Raw genomic sequence first — 24,305 nt, 5'->3', positions numbered from 1 at the left:
CACGGGTTTCGATGCTGTGCAGATTGAGCTGTGCAGTTCTTGGGTCAGTGCTTGAGGATCTTGCCGAGGAAGTCCTTGGCGCGATCGGACTGCGGGTTGGTGAAGAACTCCTCGGGGGTGTTCTCCTCGACGATCGCGCCGTCGGCCATGAAGATGACCCGGTCGGCCGCCGTACGGGCGAAGCCCATCTCGTGGGTGACCACGACCATCGTCATGCCCTGCTTGGCCAGGTCGACCATGACGTCGAGGACCTCCGCGATCATCTCGGGGTCGAGCGCCGAGGTCGGCTCGTCGAAGAGCATCACCTTGGGGTCCATCGCGAGCGCCCGGGCGATCGCCACGCGCTGCTGCTGGCCACCGGAGAGTTGAGCGGGATACTTCGCGGCCTGGTGGCCGATGCCGACCCGGTCGAGGAGCTCCTTGGCGCGCTTCTCGGCCTCGGCCTTCTTCTTGTTGCGGACCTTGATCGGCCCGAGCGTGACGTTCTGGAGGATCGTCTTGTGCGCGAAGAGGTTGAAGCTCTGGAAGACCATGCCGACGTCGGCCCGGAGGGCGGCCAGCGCCTTGCCCTCTTCGGGGAGCGCCTTGCCGTCGAGGGTGATCGACCCCTTCTGGATGGTCTCGAGCCGGTTGATCGCGCGGCACAGCGTCGACTTGCCCGACCCGGAAGGCCCGATCACGACGACGACCTCGCCGCGTTTGATGGTCACGTTGATGTCCTGCAGCACGTGCAGGTCGCCGTACCACTTGTTCACGCCGTCGAGCACGACGAGCGGTTGACCGGTCGCTGCCTCGGTGGCCCCGTGTTCCGTCACAGTCATCCCAGTAACGTAGCGGTTTCCGGGCGGTCGCGGCCACAACTTCGCGCGCCTGTGGAGACTGAGACCGAATCGTGTCTCGCGCGAGAGGTGTGACTAGCATCTGAGCATGAGCGACATGAGCCACCACCGTCTCGGCGACTCGGGTCTGGTGGTCTCCGCCATCGGCCTGGGCTGCAACAACCTCGGGCGCGAGAACACCGCGACGTACACCCAGGAAGGCACCGACGCGTTGATCGGTGCCGCCCTCGACTCGGGGGTGACGTTCTTCGACACCGCCGACTCGTACGGCGCGGAGGGTGGACTGTCCGAGACGCGGCTCGGCAAGGCGCTGGCCGGCCGGCGCGACGAGGTGGTCGTGGCCACCAAGTTCGGCATGGACGCCCGCGGTGCCAACGGCCCGGACTTCGGGGCGCGCGGCTCGCGGCGCTACGTGATCCAGGCGGTCGAGGCCTCCCTGCGCCGGCTCGGCACCGACTACATCGACCTCTACCAGTTCCACACCCCCGACCCGTTGACCCCGATCGACGAGACGCTGGCCGCGCTCGACACCTTGGTGAAGTCCGGCAAGGTTCGCTACCTCGGGCACTCCAACCGGGCCGGGTGGCAGATCGCCGAGGCCGAGTTCGCGGCGAGGGAGCTCGGGGCCGAGCGCTTCGTCTCGGCGCAGAACCACTACAACCTGCTCGATCGTCGCGCCGAGCTCGAGGTGCTGCCGGCGTCACGCGCCTACGGCCTGGGCGTCCTGCCGTTCTTCCCGCTGGCCAACGGCCTGCTCACCGGGAAGTACTCCGACGGCTCGGTGCCGGAGGGGTCCCGGCTGGCGAGTCGCCCCGCGGTGCTGGAGAACGCCGACTACGCGCAGCTGAAGGCGTTCGGTGCCTACGCCGCCGAGCGCGATCTCGACGAGGTGACCGTGGCGTTCTCGTGGCTGCTGGCCCAGGACCCGGTCGCCTCGGTCATCGCCGGAGCGACCACGCCCGAACAGGTCCGTCAGAACGCTCGCGCGCGTGGATGGGTGCCGAGCCTCGACGACCTCGCCGCCCTGGACGAGATCTTCACGCCGGCGGCCAAGATCGCGCCCTTCTGACCGATCCACTCTGGCCGACTCGCTCTGGGCGATCCACTGTGCTTTGGGTGCCGCCACGCTTGCCGCCGTACCCTTGACCCGTTATGAGCGCACGCACGTATGAGGTCCGCACCTACGGGTGCCAGATGAACGTCCACGACTCCGAGCGACTGACCGGCCTGCTCGAGACCGCGGGGTACGCCGCTGCTCCGGAGGGTGAGCAGGCCGACGTCGTCGTCTTCAACACGTGTGCCGTGCGCGAGAACGCCGACAACAAGCTCTACGGCAACCTGTCGCACCTGGCGCCGATCAAGGCGAAGAATCCCGACATGCAGATCGCGGTCGGTGGCTGCCTGGCCCAGAAGGACCGCGCCACGATCACCGAGAAGGCGCCGTACGTCGACGTCGTGTTCGGCACCCACAACATCGGCTCGCTGCCGGTGCTGCTCGAGCGGGCCCGGGTGCAGCAGGAGGCCCAGGTCGAGATCCTCGAGTCCCTCGAGGTGTTCCCCTCCACGTTGCCGACCAAGCGCGACTCGGCGTACGCCGCGTGGGTGTCGATCTCGGTCGGCTGCAACAACACCTGCACGTTCTGCATCGTGCCGGCGCTGCGCGGCAAGGAGAAGGACCGCCGCCCCGGCGAGATCCTGGCCGAGGTCGAGGCGCTGGTCGCCGACGGCGTCACCGAGATCACCCTCCTCGGCCAGAACGTGAATGCGTACGGCGTCGAGTTCGGCGACCGCCAGGCATTCTCCAAGCTGCTGCGTGCCTGCGGCGAGGTCGAGGGACTCGAGCGGGTGCGCTTCACCTCGCCGCACCCGGCCGAGTTCACCGACGACGTCATCGAGGCGATGGCCGAGACACCCAACGTGATGCCCCAGCTGCACATGCCGCTGCAGTCCGGCTCCGATCGTGTCTTGAAGGAGATGCGTCGGTCCTACCGGCAGAAGAAGTTCCTCGGCATCATCGAGCGGGTCCGTGCGGCGATGCCCGACGCGGCGATCACCACCGACATCATCGTCGGCTTCCCCGGCGAGACCGAGGAGGACTTCCTCGAGACGATGCACGTCGTGCGCGAGGCCCGGTTCTCCGGCGCCTTCACCTTCCAGTACTCCAAGCGCCCGGGCACTCCCGCCGCCACGCTCGACGACCAGGTCTCACCGGCGGTCGTGGCCGATCGCTACCAGCGCCTCGTCGCGGTGGTCAACGACATCGCCTGGCAGGAGAACGAGGCGCTGGTCGGCCGCACCGTCGAGCTGATGGTCTCCGAGGGCGAGGGCCGCAAGGACGCCGCCACGCACCGGCTCTCCGGTCGGGGTCCTGACAACCGGCTGGTCCACTTCAACCCCGAGGCCGCTGAGGGTGTCCGCCCCGGCGACATGGTGACCGTGACCCTCACCCAGGCGGCACCGCACCACCTCATCGCGGACGGCCCGGTGCTGTCCGTGCGTCGTACCCGCGCCGGCGACGCGTGGGAGGGGCGCTCCGCTGCACCGACCGGTGTGGGCCTCGGCATGCCGTCGATCGGGGCTCCCGCGCCGCTGGCTGACGCACCTGGCTGCTCGATCTCGTGACCGATCGGACAACGCGGAGGATCGCAGTTATCGGGTGACTGGGATCTTCCACGTTGATCCGATCAGGCGCCCGGGGGCAGCAGTCGAGTGCTGGCCGCGCCGCATTCGGGGCACCGCCGCAAGTCGCCGGGCCAGCCCTGACGCTGCAGGATCGCTCCCAACTTCGCGGCCGTGCGACAGGCCCGGTCGAAGACCTGGCCCCACCCGAGGCGCACACCGCCCAGGCCGTCGGCTGCGGCATCGAGATCACGGTCCAGGTCGTGGTCCCTGTTGCGGGCACCGGAGTGGAAGATGCGCCCGTCGAGCTCGACCACCTGGCCGTAGTCCTTGTAGAGCACGTCGCGATAGAGCGTGCCGCGGGAGAGGTCCACGGCCTGACGTACGGCGATCGGCAGGCCGTGCGGTCGTTCGACTCGAGTGAGGTAGCCGTGCTCGAGCACCGAGCACGTTCCGGCAGCCACGTCCTGCAGCACGTCGTGCAGGAACTCACGTCGCGCGATGCGCGTGCGGCCGTCGAGTGCCTCGAGCAGCCGAGGTGGCGTGGACTGACGCGAGGAGACGATGCCCGCGAGCACGGCGACCGCGTCGAACTCGGTGCATGCCTCGGCGGCGAGGTCGATCGCGGCCTCTTCGATTCTCAGGCGGGGTGGCGACCGGTTCCACTGCACGCGCGAGGAGAGGCCGGTCATCCGGTGGATCACGATGCCGGGCTGGGTCGACACCTTGCGCCGCGCCGCGATCACCACGTGGATCGGTGCGTCGGTGCTGTGGGCAGGCTGATCGGCTCTGGGGCCGTGGGAGTCGGTGCGACGCCCGGGTCCTTGAGCGGCGCGCAGGGCCGAGTCGTGGGACAGCGCGGCCGGCCACGAGTAGAGGACTGCGGCCCAGGCCTTCTGGTGCCAGGTCATGGGCCCCGTGTGGTCGACGTACACGCCCGGATGCACGGGCGTGAGGAGACGGTTGCGCACCAGCCGGCGAAGGTCGTTGTCCGTGACACCGCGATCGAGGGCCTGGCGTCGACTGACCACACCATCCTGATCACGCAGCAGTTCAGCGAGTCTTTCCATGCGCTCGATCGTCGATCGTGCTGGACGCCTTTGCCAGTCCCGCTCGACTGGCCTGTGGACAACCAGTCCCGTGAGCGCAGACCGCCGTGCAGCACGGTGCTGAAGCGACAAGGATGCGATCTGAAGTCACCTGATGACTGCAAACCGCATCCTTGTCAGATGCCAGCCCGTTCAGCCAGCCCGCTCAGCCAGCCCGCTCAGGCGGAGGGCTCCGGGGGAGTGTCGTCCTCGCCGGAGGTGCCCTCGTCGGGCTCCTGCTGCTTGTCGTCCAGCTGCTTGATCTCGTCGGGGACCTCGTCCTCGCCGATCGCCGGGTTGTCCTCCGGATCGAGGTCGCGGGGCACCGGGTCTCCGGGGGTGTCGCCGTGCTCCGGCCCCTCGATGGAGTCCGCACCGCCGGGGTAGACCTCGGGCTCCTCGGTGGTTGCCTCGGGCATCGCGCCGACGTCGCTCGTGCCGTCCCCCGTGCCCTCCTCCGTGCCATGGGCGGTTTCCTCGGTGTCGGGCGCGGCCTGCTCTTCGGACTCTGACATGTGCGTTCCTCTCGCTGGTTCGGCCTGTGCCTCGACCCTAACGATGCGCAGGTGATGCCTGCATCAGCTGACGGAGAACCCGTGGGTGGTGTACGGCGGCACGTCGCCGGACTTGAGCCCGCGGAGCACCTGCAACTCGTGGGGCACCACCTCGTCGGGCAGGTCCGCCAGCGGGAACCAGCGGATCTCACCGCACTTGAGCGGTTCGATGATCGTCGGCTCGCCCGACCAGGTGCGGGCGGTGAAGAAGAAGTCGATGCGCTCGTCGATCGCTTCGCCGCCCTGGGTGCGATGCATCGACGTGAGGAACTCGAGGGCGATGTCGGTGACGCCGATCTCCTCGGTCGCCTCCCGTTGGGCGGCCTGGAACGCGGTCTCGCCCTTCTCGACGTGGCCGGCGGCGGCCGCCGCCCAGCGTTGGTCCATGTAGCCGGTGTTCTGCCGCCACTGCAGCAGCACCTCGGTGCCGTGCTCGCCCTCGCGGAGCAGGAAGACGTACGACGCGGGCACCACCACGAAACGATCAGTCATGCCGGTGAGCCTAGGGGTTGCCTTGCTCGGGCCGGACGCAACACCGGCCCGCCACGAGGAAGGTTCGTGACGGGCCGGTGCTGGTGTGGGTGGTTCAGCCGTACGTCGGGGACTCGCCGTCCTCGGGCTGTCCGCCTTCGCTGGTGCCGGAGTCGCCGAAGCCGCCGGTCTCGCCGCCTTCGGGCTGTCCGCTCTCGCTGGTGCCGGAGTCGCCGAAGCCGCCGGACTCGCCGCCCTCGGGCTGTCCGCCTTCGGAGGGGACTCCTGCGCCGGACTCGGACTCGGAGGAGTTGGAGTCACCGAAGCCGCCGGACTCGCCGCCNTGGTGCCGGAGTCGCCGAGGCCGCCGGAGTCGCCGCCTTCGGGCTGTCCGCCTTCGGAGGGGACTCCTGTGCCGGACTCGGATTCGCTGGTGCCGGAGTCGCCGAAGCCGCCGGAGTCGCCGCCCTCGGACTGACCGCCTTCGCTGGTGCCGGAGTCGCCGAGGCCGCCGGAGTCGCCGCCTTCGGGCTGTCCGCTCTCGGAGGGGACTCCTGTGCCGGACTCGGANTGGTGCCGGAGTCGCCGAGGCCGCCGGAGTCGCCGCCTTCGGGCTGTCCGCCTTCGGAGGGGATTCCTGTGCCGGACTCGGACTCGGACTCGGAGGAGCTGGAGTCACCGAAGCCGCCGGAGTCGCCGCCCTCGGACTCGGCGCCGCCTTCGGAGGAGGCTTGGTCGGAGGGCGCATCGGCGGGCGATGCCCCGCCCTCGTCGCCCTGTCCACCGAGGCTTTCCCTCACCTTGTCGACGCCCGCGTCGATCTGCTCGGTGTACTTGCCGCCGGTCTTGTCGTCGATGAAGTCGCCGGCCTTCTCGGCCAGGTCTCCGATCTGATCCCCGTACTTGTTGGCTGCTTCGCCGGCCTGGCCGCCGAGGTTTCCTAGCTGTTCCGTCACCTGAACCATCTCCCGAGTGAGGTTGGGTCGGTTGTCCCGACTTGTCCTCTCAATCCACACACGATCGGTCGTGAAATGTCCACGGGCCCGGTGCCGTTTTGGCACCGGGCCCGCGAAGACGTTCAGCAGATTCTCAGCCGAAGGCCGGGGCGACCATCACTTGATGTCGTCGTTCTTTCCGTCGAGGCCGTCGAGGGCGTCCTTGGCCTTGTCGACCGCGGCGTCGCCCTTGTCGCCCAGCTTGCCGCCGGTCTTGTCGTCGATGAAGTCCTTGGCCTTGTCGAGGCCGTCGGAGACCTTGTCGCCGTGCTTGTCGACAGCGTCGGATGCCTTGCCCTTGAGCTTGTCCAGGAAACCCATGTCCTGCTCCGTTCGGTTGCTGTGGCCGCACTTGCCGCGACCCGAGAGATTCGTTTGAAAGACTAGCCCCATGTCGCCGGACCACTCACCCCCAGTTGTCGCAATCGTGGGCGCAACTGCAGCCGGGAAGACCGGTCTCTCCCTGGATCTCGCTGAGCGGCTCGGGGGCGAAGTGGTCAACACGGACGCGATGCAGGTCTATCGGGGCATGGACATCGGCACCGCCAAGCTGCCGTACGACGAGCGCCGTGGCATCACGCACCACCTCCTCGACTTCCTCGACATCGACCAGATCGCCACCGTGGCTGACTTCCAGCGACTGGCCCGCGACACCATCACTGACCTGCGGGGGCGCGGGGTCGCGCCGATCCTGGTCGGCGGTTCCGCGCTCTACACCCGGGCGATCCTCGACAGCTTCGAATTCCCCGGCACCGACCCCGTCGTACGACGCGCACTCGAGGAGGAGCTCGAGGCCAAGGGGTCCGGAGCGTTGCACAAGCGACTTCAGGAGCTCGATCCCCAAGCAGCACAGGGGATTCTCCCCGGCAACGGTCGCCGCATCGTGCGCGCGCTCGAGGTCATCACGCTCACTGGCAAGCCGTACGGCGCGGGCCTGCCCACGCTGCACTACGTGATGGACGGCGCCCACCAGATCGGCGTCGACATCGACCGGTCGACCCTCGACGTGCGCATCGGGCAACGCGTGGACCAGATGTTCGACGACGGGTTCGTCGACGAGGTGGCCGCCCTGTGCGAGCGCGGGCTGCGTGACGCGGTCACCGCGTCGCGGGCGATCGGCTACCCCGAAGTGATCCGGCACCTCGACGGCGAGCTCACCCTCCAGCAGGCCAAGGAGTCGACCCGGGTGGCCACCCGCAGGTTCGCCCGGCGCCAGGACCAGTGGTTCCGCAAGGACCCGCGCGTCACCTGGGTGCCGTGGGATGCGCCGGACCTCGTGGAGAGGGTGCTGGCCGCGATCGGGCAGCAAGATTGATCAAGACATCCGGGTCGTGACACAGGCAGACTGGCGTCATGGTGACCCAGTACTACACGGCAAGCAGTCTCGACGGCTTCATCGCGACTGACGACAACTCCCTCGCCTGGCTCCTCAAGCAGGACATCGACATGGAGGGCCCGATGGCCTACCCGGCCTTCGGTGCCGAGAAGGGCGCGCTGGTGATGGGCGCGACGACGTACGAATGGATCGTCAAGAACCACGAGACCTGGGACTACACCAGCCCGACGTGGGTCTTCACCCACCGCGAGCTGCCGGCCAAGAACGGTGGCGGTGACGTCCGCTTCACCCAGGACGACGTCCGCGCGGTGCACGCGGAGATCACCGAGGTGGCCGACGGCAGGAACATCTGGCTGGTCGGCGGCGGTGACCTCGTCGGCCAGTTCGCCGACGCGGGGCTGCTTGACGAGGTCTGGGTGCAGTACGCCCCGGTGACGCTCGGCTCCGGCGCGCCACTGCTGCCGCGGGCACTCGACCTCGAGCTGCTGGAGGTCGCGCAGAACCGTGCGTTCATGTGTGGGCGCTACCGCGTGGTGCGCTGACCGGGATGGGATGATGGTCGGGTGACTGACTACGCCTTCGTGAAGGGCCACGGCACCGAGAACGACTTCGTGCTGCTGCCCGACGCCAACGGAACCCTTGAGCTGACCGCCGAGCAGGTTGCCCGACTGTGCGACCGCCGAGCCGGCATCGGCGGCGACGGGGTGATCCGGGTGGTCCGCACCGATGCCACCGACGACCCGGCTGCCGTGGCCGCCCGCGGGCAGGCGCGCTGGTTCATGGACTACCGCAACTCCGACGGCTCGCTCTCGGAGATGTGCGGCAACGGCATCCGCGTCTTCGCGCTCTACCTCGCCACCCACGCATCGGTCGACCCGCGCGACCCGTTGCCGGTGGCCACCCGCGACGGCATCAAGACGATCACCTTCGACGGCGCCGACCAGATCACCGTCGACATGGGCACGCCGACCTTCGGCTCCGACTCCAAGGTCACCGTCGGGGAGCACACGTGGGCCGCGGTCAACGTCGACATGGGCAACCCCCACGCGGTCACGTTCGTCGACTCGCTCGATGATGCAGGCCGGCTGTTCGACGAGCCGGACTACGACCACGCCGTCTATCCGCAGGGCGTCAACGTCGAGTTCGTCGTACGCCGCGGGGAGCAGCACGTCGCGATGCGCGTGCACGAGCGCGGCTCCGGTGAGACCCGGTCCTGCGGCACCGGTGCCTGCGCGGTCATGGTGGCCGCCGCGCGGGCCGACGGCGCCGAGCGCGGTACGCCGTACACCGTGGACGTGCCGGGCGGGTCCCTCAGCATCACGTGGACCCGGGATGACCGCGTCCTGATGACCGGCCCGGCCGTGCTCGTGGCCGAGGGCGTCACCTCCCTCTGAACCCGGCACCCTCAACCGGGCGCCCGCGGTTCCGGCGATTCGCGCCCGCTGACGAGCGGCGGTCCCTACGCTTCTCCCTGACGACCGGGAGGGTCACATGGAGCGTGGGTGGAACGTGTCGCGTGACGGCATCCGCCTCGACCCGACGCTCCAGGCAATGGACGTCCTCTTCGACGGTGTCCGGGTGTGGTCGTTCCACCCCGCCCGTGACGGCGCGGAGGAGGCGGACGGCTGGGTGGTGCCCTGGCCGGCCGCATTGCTTTCCTTCCTCGACGGCGTGGCGCGCGTGACGGTGCGACCGATCGGCTCCGCCGTCGCGGCGTACGACGAGGAGGTCACCTTCGGCGCGTCCGGCGACCGGGTGTCCGTGCGCGACGGTGCCGGTCAACCGTTGGTCGTCGACAAGGGCGGCCGGCTCCAGGCCAGCTTCGCCTCGGCCAGCCCGGAGTCACGGCGCGAGCTCGTGGAGGTGGTCCGACAGGTGCTGGCCGGACTGCGCGAGAAGGCCGGCCTCGACGCGTGCCTCAGCTTCGGTTGCCTGCTCGGCGCAGTGCGTGAGGGGCGGCTGATCGGCCATGACTCCGACGCCGACGTCTCCTACCTGAGCCGGCACACGCATCCCTTCGACATCGCGCGGGAGTCCCGGGCCGCACAGCGGGTGCTGGCCTCGCTCGGCTACGAGATCGCCCGGATGTCGGCCAACGACTTCAAGATCTGGGCGCACCTGCCCGACGGACAACGCGTCGGCATCGACGTGTTCGGTGCCTACTACTTCGGCGGACGGCTGCACATGCTGCCCAACGTGCGCGGCGACCTGGACCGCTCGGCGCTGCTGCCCACCTCGACAGTGACGCTGGAGGGCCTCGAGGTGGTGGCGCCGGCCAGGCCCGACGAGCTGCTCGAGGTGATCTACGGATCCGGATGGCGAGTGCCGGACCCGTCGTTCCGCTACGAGCACCCGGTCGACATCACGCGTCACATGGCCGGCTACTGGCAGGGCGCGCGTCGGGGCCGCCGGGTCTGGAATGAGTTCTACCGCTCGGCCAACGCCGACCGGGTGCCGCAGGAGCAGTCGGCCTTCGCGGAGTGGGTCGCCGAGCGGCTGCCGCCCGGTGCCACCGTCGTCGACGGGGCCAGGGCAACGGCAGGGACTCGGTGTGGTTCGCCGGCCGGGGCTTCCGGGTCACCGGCCTCGACTTCGCACCCGGCGCGATCGAACGGGCCAGGAGCCTGGCTGACCAGCACGGGGCGTCCGCCACGTTCGGCGCGCTCAACCTGAACAGCCCGCGGTCGGTGCTGATCGCCGGCTCACGGCTGGCCTTCGCCGACACACCCGCGCATCTCTACGCCCGGTTCCTGATCGACGGACTGCCGCTGCAGAGCCGCCGCGACTTCTGGTTGCTGGCGTCGATGGCACAGCGAAGAGGCGGACGGACGTTCCTGGAGTTCCGGACCCACCGGAGCAGGGGCGAGCCGACCGTCTTCCGTCGGCCCCGGCGTCGCCACCTCGACCCCGACGTCATCGTCGGCGAGATCGAGGCGCGCGGCGGGCGCGTCGTCGAACGCGTGGAAGGGCGCGGGCTGGCCCGCTTCCGCAACGAAGACCCTGATGTGTGTCGACTGGTCGTGAGGTGGAACGAATGAGAAGGAACAGCAAGACCGAACCCGAAGGGACCGCCGGTGCACAGATCGCCGCGCTGACCCGGCGCGTGGCCGCCCTCGAGGACGAGGTGCAGGAGTGCCGCATGGTCAACCGCCGCCTCGCGGAGGTCGTCGACGTCGTCTCCGAGCTGCTCGTCCCGGCCATGGACCGCGACGACGCGAAGGTCGCCGCCGCGTTGGCGAGGCTCAGCTGAAGGTGGCAGCCAGACGCGCCACGTGGGGGTCCTCGGTCTTGTAGACCGCGAGCCCGTGCCCCGCCTCGCGGTGCGTGATCGTGCCGCCTCGCGCCACGATCTCCCCGGCCACGTGGTCGGGGTCGAGGTAGATCCGGAAGTGGTCGTCGCCGAAGAGGTGGGTGCCGCCGGCATCGAGCCCGGTGCGGAACTCGAGCAGCAGCTCGCCGCCGCCGGCCAGCGCCTTCGCGGCCAGGTCGAGCAGGTTGGTGCGGCCGTGGTCCTCCAGCGAGTGGATCAGGAAGCGTCCGTAGACCACCGGCTCGGTCAGCGCGGACAGCTGTGCTGCGGCAGACAGGACGGAGTCGGCGTCGTAGAGGTCGAGTACGTCGAACTCGGCGTCGAGCGCCTCGGAAGCGGCACGCTCGCGCGCATGGCGTACGGCGGCCTCCGCGAAGTCGTAGGCGCGGATCGGGTGCGCGCTGTTCGCGAAGAAGAACGCGTCGCGCGCCGTACCGAAGCCGAGCTCCACGACCGGGGCGCCGGGGGCGATCCGCTCGTGCGCCCACCGGGCGAAGGCCGAGGGCTCGCCGGGGACGCCACCGGAGGCCACGCTGTCGTAGAACCCGTCCCAGTAGTCGTGCAACTGAGCAGAAGTCATGCGTGGGCCAACTTTCGACGGGGACTTTCGACAGGGAACAGTGAGGAGAAACTACAACCAACGGGGGTGGTCCGGCGAACGAACGGCCGGAGAACGCCACGGCCGTTCTTCTACGATCGGACCCATGGACATCACAGGAGCAAGTGCAATCGTCACCGGCGGCGCCTCGGGCATCGGCGCGGCCGTGGTGCGGCAGCTGGCCGCGCGGGGCGCGAAGGTGGTGGTCGCGGACCTCCAGGCCGACAAGGGCCAGGCCCTCGCCGACGAGGTGGGCGGCGCCTTCGTCGCGGTCGACGTCACCGACACGGAGCAGATCAAGCAGGCGGTCGAGGCCGCCGGTGAGCTCGGACCCCTCAAGGTGCTGGTCAACTCAGCCGGCATCGGGTGGGCCCAGCGCACGATCGGTCGCGACGGCGAGTTCGACTCCGCCCACGACCTGGGTGCCTTCAGCAAGGTGATCGCGATCAACCTGATCGGCAGCTTCGACGCGCTACGTCTGGCCGCCACGGCGATGAGCCGCAACGACCCCGACGCCGACGGCCAGCGCGGTGTGGTGGTCAACATGGCCTCGGTCGCCGCGTTCGACGGCCAGATCGGGCAGGCGTCGTACAGCGCCTCCAAGGGCGGCATCGTCGGCATGACCCTTCCGGTCGCCCGCGACCTGTCGTCCTCGGGCATCCGCGTCAACACGGTGGCGCCCGGCCTGATCGACACCCCGATCTACGGCGAGGGGCCAGAGTCCGAGGCGTTCAAGGCCAAGCTCGGCGAGAGCGTGCTGTTCCCCAAGCGGCTCGGCGTGCCCGACGAGCTCGCCAGCATGGTCGTCGAGTGCGTGACGAACTCCTACATGAACGGCGAGGTCATCCGCGTCGACGGCGGTATCAGGATGCCTCCCAAGTGACGCGCCGTCTCGGGACCTGCCTCGGCGTGCTGCTGCTCGTCGTACTCACGGGCTGCAACGACGACGACAGCGACGACCGCGCGAAGGTGTCGACCTCGTCGGCCGCGAAGCCGGCAAAGCTCAGCATCCATCCGGTGGTCGCGATCGCGTCCGGAGTCAATGCCGAGCCGAGCCGCCCGGGCGGCGTCGTGCTCGAGGATCCGGACCGCAAGCAGGTCCTCGAGCTGGGCCCTCCCGAGCTGGTCGCGAACGACATCTCGAGCGCCAGGGCGGAGATTCCGGACAATTCCGTGGACTGGCTGATCATGCTCGACTTCAACCACCAGGGCGACCAGAAGTTCGGTGAGCTCACGGCTGCGGCGGCCTGCGCCGAACCTCCTGCGAACCAGATCGCGATCGTGATCGACGACGAGATCGTCTCCGCCCCGGTCGTCCAGGTCGAGTGCGGGAAGCAGCTCGACGACGGCACCCAGATCAGCGGCGGTTTCACCAAGGACTCGGCCGAGGAGCTCGCGGAGCGCATCAACCGCGGCCGCTGAGCGGACATCAGAACTGAAACTCGCTCGCACGGCGTGGGGGAGCGGCCTACTCTTGAAGGCATATGACGAACGCATCTGAAGACTTCTCCCTCGACGCCGAGCTCGCCGAGACCGACACCTGGGACGACGACGACTTCGAGTCGGGCTACGCCGATGAAGGGGCCGACGAGCTCGTCTCGACCGAGGGTCCCGACCCCGAAGAGCTGACCACCGGCGAGCAGGACTTGGCCGAGCGTCACGCGCTGCGCCGGGTCGCCGGGCTGCGCACCGAGCTCGAGGACATCACCGAGGTCGAATACCGCCAGCTGCGCCTCGAGCGCGTCGTCCTGGTCGGTGTCTGGACCGAGGGCAGCATCGAGGACGCCGAGAACTCCATGGCCGAGCTGGCCCTGCTCGCCGAGACCGCCGGCTCCGAGGTGCTCGACAACGTCTACCAGCGTCGTCAGAAGCCCGACCCGGCGACCTACATCGGCCGCGGCAAGGTCGAGGGCCTGCGCGAGATCGTGGCCGCCAACGGCGCCGACACGGTCATCCTCGACGGTGACCTGGCGCCCAGCCAGCTGCGCAACCTCGAAGACAAGCTCAAGGTCAAGGCGATCGACCGCACCGCCCTGATCCTCGACATCTTCGCCCAGCACGCCAAGTCTCGAGAGGGCCAGGCGCAGGTCGAGCTGGCGCAGCTCAGCTACATGAAGCAGCGCCTCCGTGGTTGGGGTGGCAACCTCTCCCGCCAGGCCGGTGGGCGGGTCGGCGCCGACGGCGGCGGCATCGGTGGCCGTGGTCCCGGTGAGACCAAGATCGAGACCGACCGGCGCCGCATCAACACCAAGATCGCCAAGCTCCGTCGTGAGCTGAAGGCGATGAAGGGCACCCGCGACACCAAGCGCGCCGAGCGCCAGCGCCACGCGATCCCGTCGGTGGCGATCGCGGGCTACACCAACGCCGGCAAGTCGTCGCTGCTCAACAAGCTCACCGACGCCGGTGTGCTGGTCGAGGACTCGCTGTTCGCCACCCTCGACCCGACCACCCGCCGTACGACGACCGCGGACGGCCGCATCTACACGATGAGCGACACCGTCGGGTTCGTCCGGCACCTGCCGCACCAGCTGGTCGAGGCGTTCCGCTCGACGCTGGAGGAGGTCGCCGACTCCGACCTGATCCTGCACGTGGTCGACGGGTCGCACCCCGACCCGGAGGGCCAGATCGCCGCGGTGCGCGAGGTGTTGGCCGACATCGACGCCAGCAAGGTCCCCGAGCTGATCGTGATCAACAAGGCCGACGCCGCCGATCCGATGGTGCTGGCCCGGCTGCGCCAGCGCGAGAAGCACTCGGTCGTGGTCAGCGCGAAGACCGGCGAGGGCATCGCCGAGGCACTGGCCCTGGTTGAGGCCGAGCTGCCCCGTCCGGGCGTGGAGTTCACGGCGTTGCTGCCCTACGAGCGCGGCGACCTGATCAACCGGTTGCACCAGCGCGGCGAGATCGAGACCCTCGAGCACACCGCCGAGGGCACCCTGGTCAAGGGCCGCGCCCACGAGGACCTCGCGGGCGAGCTGGCGGCGTACGCCGTCTGATTGGTCGAACGAGCACCTCCGACGGAGAATGAGCACGTGGGGATTTCGTTGGTGTCGCGGTGGCCGGCCCGGGTCGGCGTACTGCTCGCTGTGCTGCTCGTGTCGGCGTTGTCGTACGCGCTCGTCGAGCGGGCGACAGGTGAGGACGTGCCGAAGTGCGAGCGGTTCGCGGCCGAGTCGCAGAACCGGCAGCAGATCGTCACCGGCCGCGGCCAGCGCGTGGTCGTGATCGGCGACTCCTACTCCGTCGGCCTCGGCCTGGAGGACGCGGCGCGGGCCTGGCCCCGGGAGCTGCCCGGCGAGGTGCACGTCCACGGCTTCTCCGGGTCCGGTTTCAGCGCCCACGCCAGCCCGTGCGGGCGGGTGTCGTACGCCGACCGTGCCGCGCGCTCAGTGCGTGGGGGAGCCGACCTCGTCATCCTCGAGGGCGGGCTCAACGACGTCCACTCGTCGGAGACCGCCCTGCGCACCGGCGTACGCCGGGTCCTGGGCGTGCTCAAGGGCGTCCGCGTGGTGATCGTCGGCCCGGTTCCGGCGCCCGACCGCATGCCCGGAGCGGCGCATGTGGACTCCATCCTGGCCTCGGAGGCAGCTCGTGCGCACGTGCCTTACGTGTCGATGATCGACGCCGATCTCGCCTACCTCGACGGCGGCCTGCACCTGACTCGTGACGGGCATCGCGCCTTCGGGGACCTGGTCGTCGCCCGGCTCCCGTAGGCATCAACCCGGAGATCACGAGCGGGTCACGTTCAGAGGGCGATTCGTGGCCGCTTGGAGGTGTGGGGGAAGATGTCGCTCATGTCACGTGGTGCGCTCATTCGCCTCCTGCTCGTCATCGGCCTTCTCGCCGGATGCGTCGCACTGGCCCTCAACAAGGAGCCTCGTCTCGGGCTCGACCTTCGCGGCGGCACGCAGATCATGCTGCAGGCCGAGAGCACGGACAAGGTCAAGGCCGACGCAGAGTCCGTCGACCGTGCGATCGAGATCCTGCGTGGTCGTGTCGACGCTCTCGGTGTCGCCGAGCCGACGCTGACCCGGGTCGGCGACGATCGCATTCTCGTCGAGCTGCCCGACCTGCAGGACCCCAAGCGCGCGGTCGCAGCGATCGGCAAGACCGCCCAGCTGAGCATGCATCCCGTTGTCGCAGCGGCAGCATCTCCTGATGCCAAGCCCACCAAGAAGGGCGACATAGTCCTTCCCGATGAGGACAACTCATCGGTCCTCGAACTCGGCCCCGCCGCCCTTCAGGGCTCGGACATCGAGGGAGCGACTCCGACCCAGGCCCAGAACGCTGTCGGCTGGTCGGTCAGCATCGACTTCGACGACCGTGGCGGCAAGGCATACGGGGAAATCACGGGCAAGGCGGCATGCAACCCGTCTGGTGACCCCAAGCGTCGCATCGCCATCGTGCTCGACGGCAAGATCATCTCGTCGCCTCAGGTGAACGAAGACATCCAGTGCAACGTGGGGATCACGGGCGGCAAGACCGACATCACCGGCAACTTCTCCAACAAGGCCGCCAAGGATCTCTCCATCCTGATCGAGGGCGGCGCCCTGCCCGTTCCGGTCAAGATCATCTCGCAGAGCACCGTCGGCCCGACCCTCGGTGACGCGGCGATCGACGCCTCCGCCGAGGCCGGCATCATCGGCCTGATCATCACCGGCCTCTTCATCATCATCGTCTACCGCCTCGTCGGTGCGCTCGCGGCGATCGCGCTGACGTCGTACGCCGTCCTTTCCTACGCGATGCTGCTGGCGCTCGGCTCGACGCTGACGCTGCCCGGCCTCGCCGGGTTCGTGCTGGCCATCGGCCTCGCGATCGACGCCAACGTGCTGGTCTTCGAGAGAGCGAGGGAGGAGTACGCCGAGAATCCGAAGGCGGGCATGAGACGTGCCCTCCAGATCGGCTTCAACAAGGCGTGGACCGCGATCATCGACTCCAACGTCACGACCTTGCTGGCCGCTGCGCTGCTCTTCCTGCTGGCCTCCGGCTCGGTCAAGGGCTTCGGTGTCACCCTGTCGATCGGTGTCATCGCCTCGATGGTCTCCGCGCTGGTGATCGCCCGCGTGCTCACCGAGATCGGCGTCTCGACCAAGGCCGTTGCCAGGCGCCCGCGGATCACCGGTCTGGCGAACGTCGGACGGGCCCGCACCTGGTTGACCAAGAAGAACCCGAACATCATGGCCAAGGGCAAGATCTGGCTCGGCATCTCCGGTGCCGCGCTGGTCCTCGCCCTGGTCGGCATCTTCGGGCACGGGCTCAACTACGGCCTGGAGTTCACCGGCGGTCGTTCCATGGAATACACCACGGCGAAGCCGATCTCGGCCGACACGGCTCGTGAGATCGTGGCCGACGCGGGAGTGCCCGAGGCCGTCGTACAGATCGTCAAGGGCAGCGACGACGTCGAGCGGGTCTCGATCCGTGCCGGCGACATCGACGACGCGACGAAGGCCGAGATCGAGAAGGGCCTCACCGCAGAGGCCGGCAAGACCACCCAGTTCAGTGACGACACGGTGGCCGCCAGCCTCGGCAACGAGCTGAAGGAGAAGGCGTTGCTGGCCTTCTTCATCGCGCTGATCGCGCAGATGATCTACCTCGCGTTCCGGTTCCACTGGACCTTCGCTGTCTCGGCGGTGGGCGCGATGTTCCACGACGTGCTGATCGTGACCGGCATCTTCGCCTGGCTCGACAAGCCGATCGACGGCATCTTCCTGGCCTCCGCGTTGACCATCGTCGGACTGTCGGTCAACGACACCGTGGTCGTCTTCGACCGCATTCGAGAACGATGGCAGGGCACCAGAACAGGCACCTTCGCCGAGGTCAGCAACACGGCCTGCATCGAGACCATGCCGCGCACGATCAACACCGGTCTCGGCGCCATGTTCATCCTCGGTGCCCTGGCGGTGCTCGGTGGCGATTCGCTGCAGGACTTCGCGATCGCACTGCTCCTCGGCCTGATCATCGGTACCTACTCGTCCGTCTTCTCCGCGACCCCGGCACTGATCCTGCTGCAGAAGGTCGCGCCGTTCTCGCGTGAGAAGAAGGAGCGCAAGGTCCGCGATGCACAGGACTCCGGCGCCGTCGTCTGAGGCAGGGGAGCGAGGGACGAGCGGTTCGTGGTGAAGCGACCGACAGAGCCGTCGTCCGACCCTTGTCGGTGCCGGCGGTTAGGGTTTCCGGGTGCCTGAAAGCCCCGATTCCCTGACCCCCGTTGCCGCCCTCCTCGGTGAAGCCGTCGAGGCACTCGGCGGTCAGGAGCGCCCGGGCCAGGTGCAGATGGCCGAGGCCGTCGCCCGGGCGATGGCCGACGACGAGCACCTGCTCGTCCAGGCGGGCACCGGCACCGGAAAGTCGCTGGCCTACCTGGTGCCGAGCCTGCTGCACAAGAAGCGGGTCGTGGTCGCCACGGCGACCCTCGCGCTGCAGCACCAGCTCGTCGAGCGCGACATCCCGCGGCTGGTCGATGCGCTGAAGGCCAAGCCCGGCATCGACACGTCGTACGCCGTCCTCAAGGGCCGCTCCAACTACGCCTGCCTCCACCGGGTGCGCGAGGGCGCGCCCGACGACCAGGGCGCCCTGGTCGAGCTGCCCACCGGGTCGATGGGCGCCGAGGTCATCAAGCTGCGCGAGTGGGCCGAGGAGGAGGCGAAGTCCGGCGGCACCGGCGAGAAGGACAACGCGCCGCGCCACACCGAGAAGGTCTGGCGTCAGGTCGCGGTCAGCGCCCGCGAGTGCCTCAGTCGCGCGAAGTGCCCCTTCGGGGAGGAGTGCTTCGCCGAGGCTGCGCGCGACCGGGCCGCGCAGAGTCAGCTGATCGTGACCAACCACAGCCTGCTGGCCATCGACGCCATCGAAGGCGTCCCGATGATCCCCGACTACGACGTGGTCGTGGTCGACGAGGCCCACGAGGTGACCGCCCGTGTCACGCAGGCGGCCACCGACGAGCTGAGTGTCAGTGACGTCGAGCGGGCCGCGCGACGTGCCCAGCGGTACGTCGACGGCGACGAGGCCAACGAGCTCGATGACGCTGCCGGGGCGTTGAAGGACGCCCTCGAACGCACCGAGGCCGGGCGCATCGACCGCGTCGACGAGCAGCTCGCCGACGCCTTGGTGCTGTTGCGCGACGGGGCGCGGGCGTGCCTGGGCGCGATGCCCAAGGAGTCCGACGACCCCGACCCCGGCAAGAACCAGGCCAAGGCCGGCGTGCAGGAGATCTTCGCCACCGCCGAGCGGATGGCCGCCGACCTCGAGTCCGACGTGCTGTGGCGCAACGACCGCGAGCCGCAACGCGGCGGGCCGCAGCTGTGCGTGGCACCGCTCCAGGTGTGGGGTCCGATGCGCGACAAGCTGCTCACCGACAAGACCGTGGTCTTCACGTCCGCCACGCTGATGTTGGGGGGCGACTTCACCACCGTCGCCTCCTCACTGGGTCTCAAGCCCACCGAGCGCATCGCGTCCACCGAGGTCGTCGAACGCACCGACGAGGTGCTGCCCTGGCGCGGCATCGACGTCGGCTCGCCGTTCAACTACGGCCAACAGGCGATCCTCTATGTCGCCCGCCACCTGCCGCCGCCCGGGCGCGACGGCCTCGGCAAGGCCCAGCTCGACGAGATCGTCGACCTGATCGACGCCGCCGACGGCCGCACCCTCGGCTTGTTCTCCAGCAAGCGGGCCGCCGAGGCCGCAGCCGAAGAGGTCCGCAAGAGGCTGCCGCACCTGACCACGCTTGCCCAGGGCGAGGCCCAGCTGGCCGAGCTGCAGAAGCAGTTCGTCGCCGACCCGCACACCTGCCTGTTCGGAACGTTGAGCCTCTGGCAGGGCCTCGACGTCCCCGGCGACACGTGCCAGCTCGTGCTGATCGACCGCATCCCGTTCCCGCGTCCCGACGACCCGCTGATGTCGGCGCGCCAGAAGGCCGCCGACCGGTCAGGAGGCAACGGGTTCATGCAGGTCGCCGCGACGCATGCGGCACTGCTGCTGGCGCAGGGTTCGGGCCGGTTGATCCGCACCCACACCGACCGGGGCGTGGTCGCCGTACTCGACCCTCGGCTGGTGACGGCGCGCTACGGCAACTTCCTCAAGGCCAGCCTTCCGCCCATGTGGGCGACCACCGACCCGCAGATCGCCCGCAACGCGCTCAAGCGCCTCGCGGCCGACTGAGCCCAGACTCAGCTCAGCGCACGCCGCAACGCGAGCGGAACTTCACGCGGTAGTTGCCCAGGCTGCCGTAGTCGCTGTAGCCGGTGCTGCGCGGGTCGCGTGCCCCGACGCCGTCGACCCGCACGTAGTAGGTGCCGGCCGCCCGGGTCGCGAGGTAGGTCGCGTCGAGGCCGGTCGGCGAGCCCGAGGCCGCCGACAGCGGGTTGCGCCGCGCCAGCACCCGACCGCTGCGGTTGAGCAGGGTCAGCGACACGTCGAGGTTCGGGCTGTACGGCGCGTTGGCGACCTGGACGCTCAGCCGGGCGCGGCACGTCGTACGCAGGCGGAACACGTCGGTGTCGTTGCGCTTGCCGATCACTCCGGGTCGGGCGACACCGGCGCGCAGCACGGTGGCTCGGCTCAGCCGGTAGGCGTGGTCGTCCGCGCGGTACGGCGCCCCGTAGGCGCGCATCACGGAGAGGTCGTTCTCGCGTTCGGTGGCGCCGGTGTACTCGCCCCGGCTCCACTGGGTGAGCGGGCGCATCGAGGAGCCCATGATCGGGGCCCAGATGCCGTGGCCGGAGTAGTAGGCGTCGCCGTTCTTGCCGTCGTGGCTCAGCCCCAGGGTGTGCCCGGCCTCGTGGGCGACCACGAGGCCCATCTGCTGGGGACGGTTGTCGACCTCACGCGGGAAGACCCAGAAGACGCGGGCGTTGTTGGCCGCCGCGTAGGGGAAGACTCCGACGAACGCGACGCCGGCACAGCCCGGGCCACCGCAGACCTGGTTGCGGACCGTGGTCGAGCGGGTGATCACCGCGTGCACGCCGTACGTCGCATCGGCCGAGCCCGAGCGGGTCAGCGCACCCGCGTCCGGAAGCTCGGTGGTGACGTCGACCTGGAACGGCGCGTAGTCCTCCGCGGTCCGGCGCCACGTGCTCTGGATCGCCCGGAGCTCGCCGGCGCTGAACCCGGAACGGCCGTCGGTGTCGAAACCCGCGGCGTCGTAGCAGCGCGGACGCAGACCGTCGCTCCACTCGGAGTCGCAGACCTGCTCGCCGTTGAAGTCGAGGTAGATCGTGCGACGCGACCCGGGACGCGAGTGCAGCCGGAACGTCTGGGACAGCGGCGCCGAGGCGCGGGCCACCGGTTCGTTGCCGGCCTCTTCGCCGGAGCCCTCGAAGGTGTCGGCGTAGTAGAGCCGGTCGCCGGCGGTCAGTCGGGCGGCCGGGTCCTCGGTGAGCAGGCCCTTGACCTCCTCGGTCGCCTGCCCGGCCAGCCGCGCCGCGGTCGAGAGCTCGGAGTCGTCGACGCGCTGGCCGTCGGCCGAGGTGAACTCGTGGTCTCCGTCGGTGCTGCCCGTCGCTGGTACGGCGGCGAGGCCGCCCAGGGCGAGGGCGCACACGGCGGTCAGGGTCAGCGTTGTGGTCCGGAGCATTGGGCGATTCTCCCACGATTGATTTGCGGCACGCTGCGGGCGGTCGGGCCTCATTGCAAGACCTTGTAGAACACCTTGATGAGGAACTTCTTGACGTCGTAGCGGCCTCCAACCAAGGTCCTGTAGGAGGTCGCTGTGGTCAGCCCAGCACGTAATATTCGAGCGTGAGCCTGAACGACTTCACGTCGTACCGCTGGCCGTACCCCGTGCCGACAGCCCAGTAGACGTAGCCGTTGGCGTAACGCATGCGGTTGGTGTTGGCGGTGCCGCCGCTGTGCCAGGTCAATGACGACGAAAGTGCCCGTCGGGTCAGCGGCGCGCCGTCGGTGTTGTTGAGCATCCAGATGGTGCCGCGGTGGCCGGTCGACCGCTTGACCGCGCCGCCGTACGCCCTGATCGTCAGCCCGTGGTACTTGATGGCGTTGGGAATCCTGACGTCGTGCAGGGCGAGGGCCGTCCGGTCGTCGACGTTACTGCCGGAGCAGCGGGACATGCTGTAGTAGCCGATCGAACCGGTCATCCGGCGCAGCCCGGGCTTGCGCAGCGAGGAGCATCTGCCGGACCAGTTCAGGTGGAGGGAGGCCTGCGCAGAGATCGTGCGGTCCCAGGTCCTGCGGACAAGACGCTTCGTGGAGAGGACCACGGGTGCGCCGGTGAAGACGGAGGTGTTCCACGCCCGGTCGGTGAGCGTGATCCGGAATCGGTACGTGCCGGCAGGCGCTGTACGACCGTCTTGCCTGCGTCCGTCCCACCAGAAGCCCTGGTCGCCCAGACCGGGCATGGTGTCCACGACTGCGCCGTCCGCGTTCAGGACCTCGACCTTCGCGTCACTCACCTGGCCCTCGACCTTGGGCGTCAGGCCCACCTCGTCTCGATACTCGTCGTCGTACGGGTAGAAGGTGGCCCATTGCCGGACCAGGCTGGTGACCCGCGGCGGCGTCACGTCGATCTCGAACGACGTGAAGGTGTCGGCGGTGAACTCGTGGCCGTGGTCCACCGCCTGCGTGGTCACCCGGATGCGGTGCTGGCCGGTCGTGGGCGTGACGCCCGCCGCGATGGGGTCGATGGTGATCACGGCGTTGCCCTGGGTGTCGAGCTCGACGGGAATCGGCCCCGTCAGGGCCTCACCTCCGATGGTCTCGATCTGCCAGGTGGCGCTCTGGCCGGGCAGGCCCTCGGTGTCGAGGGTGACCTTGGCGGTGTCGAGGATTCCGTCGCCATTGGGGCTGAGGAGGCGGAGAGAGTCGGTGGTGAGGTGCATGGTGAGGCTGCGCCGTGCGGTCACGACCGCGCTGGTGTTCTCGGTGGCACACACCCCGTAGAACGTGGCGCTGGTGTCACGGATGCATCGGCGCACGACGAGCTCCCCCGAGACGACGTTGGCGTAGGGAGACGCGGTCAGCTGCCGTGGCTGGTCGCGAACCAGCGCCGGCCCTTGGGCCTGGTTCGCCCAGAGGAGGTTGAGCTCTCCCGGTCCGTCGTCGTGGACGGTCACGCTTGGCAGGGCCTCGGATCGGAGGTCGACGAAGACCGGTTCGGTAGGGGCGTCCCAGGTGACGGGGTTGGAGACGTCGAGGGTGGACGTGTCGGTCGGCGTGCTCAGGCAGGTGGACGGTGTGCTCGTGCCACAGGGCGCGACCGTGATGACCGTTCCGGCGTCGAGGCCGAAGCTCGGCAGGGTCCAGCGAGCCACGCCGTCGACCGGATCACCGTTCGTGTAGTCGGCGATCATCTGCTTCCTGGTCTGGGCCCCGGAGCGGAAGGTGACCATGGCGTTGTCAGTGCCGGTCAGTGCCACCTCGATCGACAGGTCGCCACTGACCTGGTCACCCGTGGTGGGCGTGATCAGGGTGGCGTTCAGGTCTTCCGCCTGGGCGGGGGCGCTGGTCAGGGCGACGAGTCCGCTGCCCACGACGCTGGCAGTGAGAAGGGTGGCGAAGAGGCGTGGTGCGCGCATGGTTCCCCCGAACACAAACGTGGCGGAGAGCTCCGCCGATCTGGATGTCCCGAGACCGGAACCGCGGACACCTTATGTCACTAAACGTGCGGTGTGCGACGAAATCACGAAAGGCGTCGTACGACGACCGCGCGGTCGGCGTACGACGCCTTTGTGGTGGCTGGTTCAGACGCGGCGCAGGACCGCGGTGACGATGCCGAGGATCGAGGCGTTGGTGCCGTCGATCGGGTCGTAGGCATCGTTGTGCGGCATCAGCCAGACCTGGCCGTCCTTGCGCTGCAGGGTCTTGACGGTGGCCTCGCCGTCGATGAGAGCGGCCACGATCTCGCCGTTGCGGGCGGTCTGCTCCTGGCGGACCACGACGTAGTCGCCGCTGCAGATGGCGGCGTCGATCATCGAGTCGCCGGAGACCTCGAGCATGAACAGGGTGCCCTCGCCCACCAGGGTCTTGGGCAGCGGGAAGATCTCCTCGACCCGCTCCTCGGCCAGGATCGGGCCACCAGCGGCGATGCGGCCCACCATCGGCACGTAGGTGGCGGCCGGCATGGCGTCACCGATGCCGGTCTCGTCGATGTGCGACTCGTCTGCCGCGCTGATCGAACGGCGCGCGGCGAGCACCTCGGGCAGGAACACCTCGAGGGCACGAGGACGGTTGGGGTCGCGCTTGATGAAGCCCTTGGCCTCGAGCACCTTGAGCTGGTGGGAGACCGAGGACGAGCTGGTCAACCCGACCACCTCGCCGATCTCGCGCATGCTCGGCGGGTAGCCGCGTCGCTCGAGGGAATCACGGATCGTGTTCAGGATGCGCTGCTGGCGGGGGGTGAGGCCCGTTGCGTCCGGGGGGCCGTCGGGGAACTCGGCGACGTTGTCCTTCGATGCCATCGGGGTGCCTTCCGCAGTGCTGTTCCTGGTGGGTTTTCAACGTAGCCCCAAAACCCGACGGCTTCAAACACCTGTTCGAACGTGTCGC

At 69.1% G+C, this 24,305-nt stretch carries 23 protein-coding genes; 13 read left to right on the top strand and 10 right to left on the bottom strand.

The features are described from left to right. Window positions 1-44 precede the first annotated feature (44 nt). Window positions 45-821, bottom strand: a complete 777-nt coding sequence (locus tag ASH02_RS19445; protein ID WP_056682118.1) for an amino acid ABC transporter ATP-binding protein — start codon at window positions 819-821, stop codon at window positions 45-47. Window positions 822-927: 106 nt separating this feature from the next. Between ASH02_RS19445 and ASH02_RS19440 the strand changes: the two genes are divergently transcribed. After that, entirely contained in the window at window positions 928-1,908 is a 981-nt protein-coding gene (locus ASH02_RS19440) for an aldo/keto reductase (RefSeq protein WP_200951151.1), read from the top strand. Window positions 1,909-1,991: 83 nt separating this feature from the next. Further along, the gene (gene miaB, locus ASH02_RS19435) at window positions 1,992-3,461 is read left to right on the top strand and encodes a tRNA (N6-isopentenyl adenosine(37)-C2)-methylthiotransferase MiaB (RefSeq protein WP_056682114.1); all 1,470 of its coding nucleotides are present in this window, start codon (window positions 1,992-1,994) and stop codon (window positions 3,459-3,461) included. Window positions 3,462-3,523: 62 nt separating this feature from the next. Here miaB and ASH02_RS19430 read toward each other — a convergent pair whose 3' ends face one another. The 5 genes from ASH02_RS19430 to ASH02_RS19410 form a co-directional block, all read right to left on the bottom strand. After that, the gene (locus ASH02_RS19430; protein WP_056682112.1) at window positions 3,524-4,528 is read right to left on the bottom strand and encodes a type IV toxin-antitoxin system AbiEi family antitoxin domain-containing protein; all 1,005 of its coding nucleotides are present in this window, start codon (window positions 4,526-4,528) and stop codon (window positions 3,524-3,526) included. Window positions 4,529-4,725: 197 nt separating this feature from the next. Then, window positions 4,726-5,061 (bottom strand): hypothetical protein, encoded by a 336-nt coding sequence (locus ASH02_RS19425; protein WP_056682108.1) that lies wholly within the window; start codon window positions 5,059-5,061, stop codon window positions 4,726-4,728. A 63-nt stretch (window positions 5,062-5,124) separates the two neighbouring features. Next, the gene (locus ASH02_RS19420) at window positions 5,125-5,592 is read right to left on the bottom strand and encodes an NUDIX hydrolase (RefSeq protein WP_056682105.1); all 468 of its coding nucleotides are present in this window, start codon (window positions 5,590-5,592) and stop codon (window positions 5,125-5,127) included. A gap of 550 nt (window positions 5,593-6,142) precedes the next feature. Next, window positions 6,143-6,536: antitoxin (locus tag ASH02_RS27130; protein WP_156409825.1), on the bottom strand; the 394-nt coding region annotated here is incomplete at its 3' end. A gap of 147 nt (window positions 6,537-6,683) precedes the next feature. After that, entirely contained in the window at window positions 6,684-6,887 is a 204-nt protein-coding gene (locus ASH02_RS19410) for an antitoxin (protein ID WP_056682099.1), read from the bottom strand. A 70-nt stretch (window positions 6,888-6,957) separates the two neighbouring features. Between ASH02_RS19410 and miaA the strand changes: the two genes are divergently transcribed. The 5 genes from miaA (at window position 6,958) to ASH02_RS19385 (ending at window position 11,152) form a co-directional block, all read left to right on the top strand. Further along, window positions 6,958-7,881, top strand: a complete 924-nt coding sequence (gene miaA, locus ASH02_RS19405) for a tRNA (adenosine(37)-N6)-dimethylallyltransferase MiaA (protein ID WP_056682095.1) — start codon at window positions 6,958-6,960, stop codon at window positions 7,879-7,881. 38 nt (window positions 7,882-7,919) lie between these two features. Next, window positions 7,920-8,444, top strand: a complete 525-nt coding sequence (locus ASH02_RS19400; RefSeq protein ID WP_056682092.1) for a dihydrofolate reductase family protein — start codon at window positions 7,920-7,922, stop codon at window positions 8,442-8,444. Between the two features lie 21 nt (window positions 8,445-8,465). After that, window positions 8,466-9,296, top strand: coding sequence for a diaminopimelate epimerase (dapF, locus tag ASH02_RS19395; RefSeq protein WP_056682089.1), 831 nt, complete (start codon window positions 8,466-8,468; stop codon window positions 9,294-9,296). A gap of 97 nt (window positions 9,297-9,393) precedes the next feature. Further along, entirely contained in the window at window positions 9,394-10,575 is a 1,182-nt protein-coding gene (locus ASH02_RS19390) for a hypothetical protein (protein ID WP_057295328.1), read from the top strand. A 361-nt stretch (window positions 10,576-10,936) separates the two neighbouring features. Beyond that, entirely contained in the window at window positions 10,937-11,152 is a 216-nt protein-coding gene (locus tag ASH02_RS19385) for a DUF6752 domain-containing protein (protein ID WP_056682081.1), read from the top strand. Here ASH02_RS19385 and ASH02_RS19380 read toward each other — a convergent pair. After that, window positions 11,145-11,792, bottom strand: a complete 648-nt coding sequence (locus ASH02_RS19380) for a class I SAM-dependent methyltransferase (RefSeq protein ID WP_156393644.1) — start codon at window positions 11,790-11,792, stop codon at window positions 11,145-11,147. The two genes, ASH02_RS19385 and ASH02_RS19380, sit on opposite strands and share 8 nt — an antisense overlap. A 124-nt stretch (window positions 11,793-11,916) precedes the next feature. Here ASH02_RS19380 and ASH02_RS19375 point away from each other — a divergent pair, with 124 nt between their 5' ends. The 6 genes from ASH02_RS19375 to ASH02_RS19350 all read left to right on the top strand — a co-directional run bounded on the left by ASH02_RS19375 (window position 11,917) and on the right by ASH02_RS19350 (window position 19,964). Then, window positions 11,917-12,693, top strand: a complete 777-nt coding sequence (locus tag ASH02_RS19375; protein ID WP_056682074.1) for an SDR family NAD(P)-dependent oxidoreductase — start codon at window positions 11,917-11,919, stop codon at window positions 12,691-12,693. Continuing rightward, complete coding sequence (locus tag ASH02_RS19370; protein ID WP_056682072.1) at window positions 12,690-13,232, top strand: SecDF P1 head subdomain-containing protein; 543 nt, start codon at window positions 12,690-12,692, stop codon at window positions 13,230-13,232. Before ASH02_RS19375 ends, ASH02_RS19370 begins: the two co-directional genes overlap by 4 nt. Before the next feature lie 62 nt (window positions 13,233-13,294). Continuing rightward, complete coding sequence (gene hflX, locus ASH02_RS19365; RefSeq protein ID WP_056682069.1) at window positions 13,295-14,803, top strand: GTPase HflX; 1,509 nt, start codon at window positions 13,295-13,297, stop codon at window positions 14,801-14,803. Between the two features lie 36 nt (window positions 14,804-14,839). Then, entirely contained in the window at window positions 14,840-15,520 is a 681-nt protein-coding gene (locus ASH02_RS19360; RefSeq protein ID WP_156393643.1) for an SGNH/GDSL hydrolase family protein, read from the top strand. Between the two features lie 81 nt (window positions 15,521-15,601). Beyond that, complete coding sequence (secD, locus tag ASH02_RS19355) at window positions 15,602-17,893, top strand: protein translocase subunit SecD (protein WP_056684936.1); 2,292 nt, start codon at window positions 15,602-15,604, stop codon at window positions 17,891-17,893. A 91-nt stretch (window positions 17,894-17,984) separates the two neighbouring features. Then, a complete protein-coding gene (locus ASH02_RS19350; RefSeq protein WP_056682063.1) occupies window positions 17,985-19,964 on the top strand; it encodes an ATP-dependent DNA helicase in 1,980 nt (659 codons plus the stop codon). 13 nt (window positions 19,965-19,977) lie between these two features. On the opposite strand, the gene ASH02_RS19345 is transcribed toward ASH02_RS19350, so the two are convergent. The 3 genes from ASH02_RS19345 to lexA form a co-directional block, all read right to left on the bottom strand. Next, on the bottom strand, window positions 19,978-21,378 hold the full coding sequence (locus ASH02_RS19345; RefSeq protein ID WP_056682060.1) for a zinc-dependent metalloprotease family protein: 1,401 nt from the start codon (window positions 21,376-21,378) through the stop codon (window positions 19,978-19,980). A 139-nt stretch (window positions 21,379-21,517) separates the two neighbouring features. Beyond that, window positions 21,518-23,335: a FlgD immunoglobulin-like domain containing protein gene (locus ASH02_RS19340; protein ID WP_056682057.1), complete on the bottom strand. Its 1,818-nt coding sequence runs from the start codon at window positions 23,333-23,335 to the stop codon at window positions 21,518-21,520. A gap of 165 nt (window positions 23,336-23,500) precedes the next feature. After that, the gene (gene lexA / locus ASH02_RS19335; protein WP_056682055.1) at window positions 23,501-24,217 is read right to left on the bottom strand and encodes a transcriptional repressor LexA; all 717 of its coding nucleotides are present in this window, start codon (window positions 24,215-24,217) and stop codon (window positions 23,501-23,503) included. Window positions 24,218-24,305: the final 88 nt, after the last annotated feature.

It is taken from the genome of Nocardioides sp. Soil796, assembly GCF_001429525.1.
GTDB lineage: Bacteria > Actinomycetota > Actinomycetes > Propionibacteriales > Nocardioidaceae > Nocardioides.
Note: the sequence above shows the minus strand (reverse complement) of the source record. Positions and strands in the feature narration are given on the sequence as shown.